Annotated in this window: 1 protein-coding gene; it reads left to right on the top strand. The window is 32.4% G+C overall.

Going from position 1 to position 629, the window contains the following annotated elements:
• Positions 1-194 precede the first annotated feature (194 nt).
• The gene (locus R3X28_RS19200) at positions 195-614 is read left to right on the top strand and encodes a DUF3592 domain-containing protein (RefSeq protein WP_317666503.1); all 420 of its coding nucleotides are present in this window, start codon (positions 195-197) and stop codon (positions 612-614) included.
• Positions 615-629 lie beyond the last annotated feature (15 nt).

Here is a 629-nt window from a genome sequence, read left to right on the forward strand (position 1 = left end):
TTATAGGCTTTCCGAGAGGTTTTTGTATATTTACAAAGTACGCCAAATTTTTTATTTGGTTATATTTATAAAAGAAAATTAAACATAAAAATAAAAAATTTGGCTCGTGCTAAATCCGAAAAGTTAGCGTCTATTTATACGCTACGTTTCATACACAAGACCGTTGTAGGTAATTTGACAACCCAAGAAACTGAATGGAAAACTTAATTGGAGCAATTGTCTTTTTAATAGTTGGAGGCGGATTTTTATACGCAGGATTTTACGTTCGGAATTCAAATCGTAGAATACAAACAAACGGAATTAAAACAAAAGCTAAAATAATTGACTTTATAGAGGAACGGAGCAAAGACGCTGACGGAGATTCACACATCTATCACTTTCCTGTTGTTCGATTTACGGACAAAAACGGAATTGAAACAACCCAAAAGTTGGACTCAAGCGCGAATCCAAAACGGATAAATGAACCGATTGATATAATTTACTTGAAAAAGGATAACGAATACGAAATAATGATAAACAACGAGTTCTGGAATACCTATTTTCCAATGATTTTTATAGTCGGTGGATTTTTATTCTCTGGAATCGGCATTGTATGGTTGATTAACAAAATATGAATAAAAAACTACCTA

This window comes from Maribacter sp. TH_r10 (genome assembly GCF_033101095.1).
Lineage (GTDB): Bacteria > Bacteroidota > Bacteroidia > Flavobacteriales > Flavobacteriaceae > Maribacter_A > Maribacter_A luteus.